The sequence below is a fragment of the Anaerophaga thermohalophila str. Valhall genome (genome assembly GCF_000250735.1).
Lineage (GTDB): Bacteria > Bacteroidota > Bacteroidia > Bacteroidales > Marinilabiliaceae > Anaerophaga > Anaerophaga thermohalophila_A.
This window is the reverse complement of the sequence record NZ_AHZV01000012.1, coordinates 1-3,162: the sequence shown is the minus strand read 5'-3', so window position 1 is coordinate 3,162 and position 3,162 is coordinate 1. Positions and strand designations below refer to the sequence as shown.

Here is a 3,162-nt window from a genome sequence, read left to right as displayed (position 1 = left end):
TTAAAGTTGTTCATAAACCATTTAATGATCGTCCCGATGGACTGGACAATCGTTATGCCGAAGTAGTAAATCTTAATCCCGGAATTAACATTGGGATAGTTTCAAGCCTCCGGATCAATAAGTACTTTAATCTGAGATTTCTTCCCGGTATCAGTTTTGGTCAACGCGACCTGCTCTACATACAGGATGGAGAGGAAGACGAAGCGCCACTCGAGATCAAATCCACTTTCCTGGAGTTTCCTTTGCTCCTGAAATTCAACGGGGCACGCATGACTAACGTAAAACCTTATTTGATAGGGGGGATCAATCCACGGATCGATCTGGCAAAATCGGAGAACGACGGTCTCAATCTTAAATCAACGGATGTGTATCTGGAAATAGGAGCCGGATTAGATTTCTATCTGAACTATTTCAGGCTTTCAACCGAGGCCAAACTCTCTGTCGGTATGCTTAACATTCTCGATCCTTCAGGAACAGGCGAACCCGAAGATGTTATGTATACCGATATTCTTGACCGGCTGACCTCACGTTTGTTTGTTTTCACTTTTTATTTTGAGTAAATGTATCAACAGATCCCTTTACGTCTTACGCCCGAACAGGCGTCACGAGAAGAAAACATTAAAAAAATTGCGGCTCATAAATTAAAATTGACCCCTGCCGAAATTTCCGGCATCAGGATTGCCAGAAGGTCGGTGGATGCCCGCCAGAAACAGGTGATGATACAGATGCAGGTAGATGTTTGGGCCAAAGAACCGGTTCCCGAAATGCAGCCGAAAAGTTTTCACTGGTCAAATGTGGAATCAGCTCCTGAAGTGATTGTTGTTGGCGCCGGACCAGCCGGACTTTTTGCTTCACTTAAGCTTATTGAACTGGGACTTAAACCTGTTATTGTAGAAAGAGGTAAAGAAGTCTCGGAACGAAAAAGAGATATTGCACTTCTAAACCGGAACGAACAACTCGATGAAGACTCCAATTATGCCTTTGGGGAAGGCGGGGCCGGTACTTTTTCCGACGGTAAATTGTATACACGAAGTAAAAAGCGCGGTGATTTCCGGAATTTTCTTGAAATACTTCATTTTCATGGTGCTGATGATGATATTCTGATCGACTCGCATCCCCACATTGGCACCGACAGATTACCCGGAGTTATCCGAAATATTCGTAAAACGATTATTAGCTGTGGCGGGCAGTTTCTTTTCAAATCGCGGGTTATCGATTTCATTTTAGAGGGTGATACCATAAAAGGCGTTGTTATTGACGACGGCACAAAAATAAAGGGAAGAGCGGTGATTCTGGCAACCGGTCATTCGGCAAGGGATATTTACAGACTATTGCATGCCAAAGGAATCAAACTGGAATCCAAAACCTGGGCTATGGGTGTTCGTGTTGAGCATCCGCAGGAACTGATAGACCAAATTCAGTATCATACTCCCGAAGGCAGAGGAAAGTACCTTCCGGCTGCATCTTACAGTTTTTCGCATGAGGTTGAAGGACGGGGTGTTTATTCTTTCTGCATGTGCCCGGGTGGATTTATTGTGCCTGCTATGACCGGTCCCGACGAGATGGTGGTTAACGGGATGTCTTCTTCCAAAAGAAATTCTCCCTTCGCTAACAGCGGAATGGTGGTTGAGATACAACCCGGCGATTTGGGAGAATACAAAAAGTACGGTGTTTTAGCCGGGTTTCAATTCCAGCAGGAGGTTGAAAAGCTTTGTTATATTAACGGCGGGCAGGGAATAGTGGCTCCCGCCCAGCGACTGATTGATTTTGTTGATGGGCGTCTTTCTTTTGATTTGCCTGAATCTTCTTATGTCCCTGGTACTGTTTCGGCTCCTTTACACTTTATCTTACCCGAACACATAGTCTATCGTCTGAAAAAAGGACTTGCTTATTTTGGTAAACGTGCAAAAGGTTTTCTTAGCGATGAGGCCATTGTTATTGCAACAGAATCAAGAACATCCTCTCCTTTAAGAATTCCAAGAGAAAAAGAAACGTTTCAGCACGTTTCCATTAAAGGACTATATCCCTGCGGCGAAGGAGCAGGTTATGCAGGGGGAATTGCTTCTTCCGCCCTTGATGGAGAAAAGTGTGCAATACATGTAGCCGGCTTTTTGAAACTTGCACGGCCTTGAAGTGAGTGCGTGATGGTATAACTTATTCGGACAAAAAGAACGGACGGCGAAATTCGGAACAAATGATAGATGCAGCCATTCCTACATTTAATGACTCCATCGTGGAAATACCTCGCTGACGATTGAACTTCGGAATACTTAGCCGTTTGGTAACGGTCTTTTCTGTCTCCGGGCGAATGCCTTGTCCCTCATTTCCAAGTATAATCAGGCCTTTTCTGGAAAGGGAGGCTGAATAAATATTCTCGCCATTCATGAAAGTTCCGAATACGGGGAGATTTAATTCCCGGGCAGACCGCAGGCAAAACGTGGTGAGGTCGGTATAGAAAACTTTTACCCTTGCAAATGCTCCCATAGAGGCTTGTACAACCTTTGGATTGAAAACATCAGCTGTGTCTTTGCTGCAAACAACGTAAGGAATTCCAAACCAGTCGGCAAGCCTTAGTATTGTACCCATATTTCCCGGGTCCTGAATACCGTCCAGGCAAAGTGTCAGGCTATCGGAATGCTCTCCAAAAGTGAATGTGAATTCAGGTTTTTTTAATTACGGCAAGTATTTTTTGAGGAGTCTTTAGAAAACTTACTTGTTTTATTTCCCGGGAATCAACAACATCTACAAGATATTCCCTGTTACCGGATTTCAGTACATTGCTGTCAGTGGTTAAAATTATCTCTTCATTTATTCCAGCATCGAGAAGGTCGTTAACCAGTTTTGTGCCTTCTGCTACAAAGAGGCCTGTTTTGTCCCTGTACTTTTTTAGTGAAAGGGAAGATATTAATTTTTTTTTTGATTTTCCGACCATTTTGGCGTTGTCTTTGAAAGTAATACTCCGTTAAATTTTTTCAATACACTGCAAACCAATTGTATGTGTCGATCATTGTTTTTTATTAAGATGCAGTGTGTCAATATTTTACGAAACGAGCATGGCACGGTTTCCCAACAAGAATATGTATAAATGCTTGCATGCGAGTTCCATCAGACCAATAACTTATACATAATTTATACTGATGAATTATCTTACATCTTGTATCT

The 3,162-nt window shown here is 42.9% G+C and carries 4 protein-coding genes; 2 read left to right on the top strand and 2 right to left on the bottom strand.

What is annotated here, in order from left to right; all coding sequences use genetic code 11:
* Both OQ5_RS0100355 and OQ5_RS0100350 read left to right on the top strand, forming a co-directional pair.
* A partial coding sequence (locus tag OQ5_RS0100355; protein WP_016775588.1) for an outer membrane beta-barrel protein occupies window positions 1-560 on the top strand: 560 nt, incomplete at its 5' end.
* Complete coding sequence (locus OQ5_RS0100350; protein WP_016775587.1) at window positions 561-2,132, top strand: NAD(P)/FAD-dependent oxidoreductase; 1,572 nt, start codon at window positions 561-563, stop codon at window positions 2,130-2,132. It begins immediately after the preceding gene.
* A gap of 22 nt (window positions 2,133-2,154) precedes the next feature.
* Here the strand turns inward: OQ5_RS0100350 and OQ5_RS24000 are convergent, their stop codons facing one another.
* Window positions 2,155-2,586 (bottom strand): RNA methyltransferase, encoded by a 432-nt coding sequence (locus OQ5_RS24000; protein ID WP_016775586.1) that lies wholly within the window; start codon window positions 2,584-2,586, stop codon window positions 2,155-2,157.
* Between the two features lie 73 nt (window positions 2,587-2,659).
* Window positions 2,660-2,932 (bottom strand): hypothetical protein, encoded by a 273-nt coding sequence (locus tag OQ5_RS23995; RefSeq protein WP_016775585.1) that lies wholly within the window; start codon window positions 2,930-2,932, stop codon window positions 2,660-2,662.
* Between the last annotated feature and the right edge of the window lie 230 nt (window positions 2,933-3,162).

What these genes read in the sequence shown, in the direction of transcription:
- OQ5_RS0100350 (WP_016775587.1), top strand. Translation starts at nt 561, where the DNA reads ATGTATCAACAGATCCCTTTACGTCTTACGCCCGAACAGGCGTCACGA.
- OQ5_RS24000 (WP_016775586.1), bottom strand. Translation starts at nt 2,586, where the DNA reads ATGGGTACAATACTAAGGCTTGCCGACTGGTTTGGAATTCCTTACGTT.
- OQ5_RS23995 (WP_016775585.1), bottom strand. Translation starts at nt 2,932, where the DNA reads ATGGTCGGAAAATCAAAAAAAAAATTAATATCTTCCCTTTCACTAAAA.